Annotated in this window: 3 protein-coding genes; 1 reads left to right on the top strand and 2 read right to left on the bottom strand. The window is 69.9% G+C overall.

All coding sequences use genetic code 11. The features are described from left to right. Positions 1–533: 533 nt before the first annotated feature. Positions 534–1,082, bottom strand: a complete 549-nt coding sequence (locus R6V09_RS47785) for a MarR family winged helix-turn-helix transcriptional regulator (protein WP_317887720.1) — start codon at positions 1,080–1,082, stop codon at positions 534–536. Between the two features lie 98 nt (positions 1,083–1,180). Here R6V09_RS47785 and R6V09_RS47790 point away from each other — a divergent pair, with 98 nt between their 5' ends. Continuing rightward, complete coding sequence (locus R6V09_RS47790; protein ID WP_317887721.1) at positions 1,181–2,464, top strand: MFS transporter; 1,284 nt, start codon at positions 1,181–1,183, stop codon at positions 2,462–2,464. A gap of 1 nt (position 2,465) precedes the next feature. On the opposite strand, the gene R6V09_RS47795 is transcribed toward R6V09_RS47790, so the two are convergent. Further along, positions 2,466–3,967 (bottom strand): ATP-binding SpoIIE family protein phosphatase (locus tag R6V09_RS47795; RefSeq protein WP_317887722.1); only part of this gene is annotated, 1,502 nt, incomplete at its 5' end.

Here is a 3,967-nt window from a genome sequence, read left to right on the forward strand (position 1 = left end):
CGTTGATTTTTGGCACGCTGTTGAGTTCTCAAGGAACGGACGCTTCCTTTGTACTCACCCTCTCGGGCTTTCCTCCGGGCTTTTCCCTTCGGTCTTGCGTTTCCGACTCTATCAGACCGTTTCCGGTCCCGATTTCCTCGGTGCTTTCCAGGTTTCCGCTTCCGCGTTTCCCTTTCCGGCGATTCCGACTCTATCAGATCCTTTCGGGCCTGACTCCCAGTCAGAGTGGGCTGCCATCCCGGCCGTTGGGCCGTTCCGACGTCTCAAACCTTAGCCGATTCCCCCGGCGGAGTTCCAATCGAGGTCCAGCGACCTGATCGAACACAGCCGAGCCCAAATCGAATTGAATTCGGGCACGCCGAAATCAATCCCGTTGGGAGATCGTGCGGATGGTTTGGGTTGCCGCTGTCGCGGCGGAGGTACTGCCGGAGAACCGTTACGGCTCGGCGGCAACCCGGAGAACTTTACGGATCGACGAGAGGTGTGTCAACCACTCCCTGTCAAGATCTTTTCCTGGACGTGTCGGAGCCCGGTCAGTCCAGGTCGCTCAGGCGCCCGCCCGCGTCCGGCTGGGCGTGCTCCACCCTACGCAGCAGCCGGGTGAGGACCTCGCCGAGGACGGTGCGCTCGTCCGGCGAGAGGTCCTGGAGCAGGTCCTCCTCGAAGACCGTCGCCATGCGCATCGCCTCCAGCCACTTGCCGCGGCCCTCGGGGGTCAGCTCCACGATCACGCGGACGCGGTTGGACTCGTCCCGCTCCCTGGTGACCAACCCCTCGGCGACCATGCGGTCGATCCGGTGGGTCATCGCGGCCGGGGTGAGGCCGAGGCGCTTGGCGAGGTCGCTGGGGCCCATCCGGTAGGGGTCGCCGGCGAGGACGAGGGCCTTCAGGACCTCCCAGTCGGCGCTGCTGATGCCGAGGTTCGCGGTCTGGCGGCCGTAGGCGACGTTCATGCGGCGGTTGAGCCGGCCCAGGGCCGAGACGATCTTCTCGACCTGGGGGTCAAGGTCCCGGAATTCGCGCTGGTAGGCGGCGATCTGTTCGTCGAGCGTCGGCTCCGGGACGCCGCTGGTGTCGGCCATGCGTGCAGTATGGCACGGGCTTCCTTTGCCTTGAAGTCCTTGAGTATGTACTCTTTAGCTTCTAAGTCTTCAGATCTAACTAGTTGATTGAGGTGAACGTGACCAGGGCGATGGGCGCAGCGATGCGCCGGATCCACGTGGGCAACGCACTCAGCGCGTTCGGGCTCGGCTTCACGGTCCCGTACCTGTACGTCTATGTGGCGCAGGTGCGGGGTCTTGGCGGTATGACGGCGGGGCTCGTCCTCGCCGTCTTCGCCGTGGCCGCGCTGATCGTGCTGCCGTTCGCCGGGCGGGCCATCGTCCGGCGTGGCCCGCGGCCGGTTCTGATCGTCGCCCTGGTCCTGGCCGCCGTAGGAGCGCTCAGTCTGGGGCTGGCGGGGAGTGCGGGGGCCGTGTTGCTGTCGGCTGCCGGGCTCGGGGCCGGGCAGGCCGTGATGCAGCCGGCGCTGGCCACGATGATCGTGGAGTGTTCGACCGCCGAGACGCGGTCGCGGGCGTTTGCCATGCAGTTCTTTCTGCAGAACCTCGGGCTGGGTGTCGGTGGGCTCATCGGCGGTCATCTGGTCGACACGACCAGTGCGTCGTCGTTCACGTTGCTGTTCGGGATCGAGTCGGCGATGTTCCTGGTGCTCGCCGGGGTGATGGCGACCGTGCGGATGCCGCACTCGCCGGTCATCGGGGACGCGCCGTCGCAGTCGGCCAAGGGTGCCTGGAAGCAGCTGCTCGGCAATCGGGCCATGGTGCAGCTGGGCGTGCTCGGCTTCGTCATGTTCTTCGCTTGCTACGGGCAGTTCGAGTCCGGGCTGAGTGCGTACGGGGTGGAGGCCGCCGGGATCTCTACGTCCGCCCTCGGGACCGCGCTGGCCGCCAATACCGCGATGATCGTGGTCGCGCAGTTCGCGGTGCTGAAGTTCGTCGAGCGGCGGCGGCGTTCGCGGGTGATCGCCGGGGTCGGGCTGATCTGGGCGTTGGCGTGGGTCACCGCCGGGTATGCCGGGCTCGGGCACGGGAGTCAGGAGATGGCCACGGCCGCCTTTGTGTCGACGTACGCGCTGTTCGGGCTGGGTGAGGCGATGCTGTCGCCGACCGTCGCGCCGCTGGTCGCCGATCTGGCGCCGGAGGGGATGGCCGGTCAGTACAACTCGGCCTTCGCCCTGGTGAAGCAGCTCGCGCTGGCCGTCGGGCCCGCGGTGGGCGGGCCGATGGGGGCCTCGCTGCCGGCGCCGTATGTCGTGACGTTCCTGCTGTTCTCGCTGGGGATCAGCGTGCTCGCCGTGCGGCTGGGGCGGCAGCTGACCGCCGTACAGGATCAGCCGTGGCGGGCGAAGGGGAGTCTGGTGGTCGCTCGGGGGGCCGTCGAGCCCGTCGGTGCGGACGTGTAGGTCATACCGGGGCCGTTTTGGGGAGTACGAACTCGCACCAGACGGCCTTGCCGCCGCCGGGAGTGCGGCGGGAACCCCAGGTGGTCGCGATCGTCGCGACGATCGCGATGCCCCGGCCGGACTCGTCGGCGGGTTCCGCGCGGCGGCGGCGCGGGAGGTGGTCGTCGCCGTCCGTGACCTCGACGATGAGGCGGCGGTCGGTGCGGCGGAGCCTGAGGCGCATGGGTGGGGTGCCGTGCTGGAGGCTGTTGGCGACCAACTCGCTGGCGGCCAGGACGCCCAAGTCGTGCAGTTCGGTGGGGAAGCGCCAGCTGGTGAGGACTCCGGAGGCGAAGGCACGCGCGCGTGGGGCCGCTTCCACTCCGCCGAGCAGCTCCAGGGCCGCGTTGCGGAAGAGGTCCCCGTCGTGGCCGGTGTGGGTCGGGTGCTGGACGACCAGGACGGCGACGTCGTCGTCGTGGTCCGCGGTGACGCCGAGCGAGCGGACCAGGCGGTCGCAGACCACCTGGGGGGTGCCCGTGGCGCCGGCCAGGGCGCGCTCCAGGGAGGCGATGCCCTCGTCGAGGTCCTCGTCCCGGCGTTCCACCAGGCCGTCCGTGTAGAGGACCGCCGTAGAACCGGGGCTGAGCGGGATCGTGCCGGAGGAGTGGATCCAGCCGCCGGTGCCGAGCGGGGGGCCGGTGGGTTCGTCGGCGCGCTGGACCGCTCCCGTCTCGTCGCGGACGAGGATCGGGAGGTGGCCGGCCGAGGCGTAGACCAGGCGGCCCTCGTTCGGGTCGAAGATGGCGTACACGCACGTGGCGATCTGGTTCGCGTCGATCTCCGTGGCGAGGCCGTCGAGGAGCTGGAGGATCTCGTGCGGGGGCAGGTCGAGGCGGGCGTACGCGCGGACCGCTGTGCGGAGTTGGCCCATGACCGCCGCCGCCCGCACACCTCGGCCCATGACGTCGCCGATGACCAGGGCGGTGCGGCCGCCGCCGAGGGTGATCACGTCGTACCAGTCGCCGCCGACCGCCGCCTCGGTGCCGCCGGGCTGGTAGGTGGCGGCGATGCGCAGGTCGTCCGGCTCTTCGAGCTCCTGCGGGAGCAGGGAGCGCTGGAGGGTCACTGCTGTTTCGCGCTGGCGGCGTTCGCTGGCGCGCAGGCGCTCGGCGGCCTCGGCGTGGTCGGTGACGTCGGTGGCGAAGATCAGGACGCCGCCCTCGCCGCCGTCGGCGCTCTTGGCGACCGGGGTGCAGGTGAACGTGTAGGACCGGCCGCCGGGGGCCTTGCGGGACTTGAGGGTGCGGGGCTTGCCGCTGCGCAGGACCTGGTCGAGGAGCGGGAGCAGGCCGAGTTCGTCGAGCTCGGGGAGGGCCTCGCGGGCCGGTGCGCCCAGGGGGCGGTCGCCGAAGGCCGCGACGTAGGCGTCGTTGACGTACGCGATGCGCTGGTCGGGGCCGTGCACCAGGGCGACGAGGGCCGGGACGCGGTCGAGGACCTCGCGGACGGGCAGCTCGTCGA

The organism is Streptomyces sp. W16 (genome assembly GCF_033194735.1).
Taxonomy (GTDB): domain Bacteria; phylum Actinomycetota; class Actinomycetes; order Streptomycetales; family Streptomycetaceae; genus Streptomyces.

Bases quoted from the DNA above. Each gene is read 5' to 3' on its own strand.
- R6V09_RS47785 (WP_317887720.1), bottom strand. From the start codon at position 1,082: ATGGCCGACACCAGCGGCGTCCCGGAGCCGACGCTCGACGAACAGATC.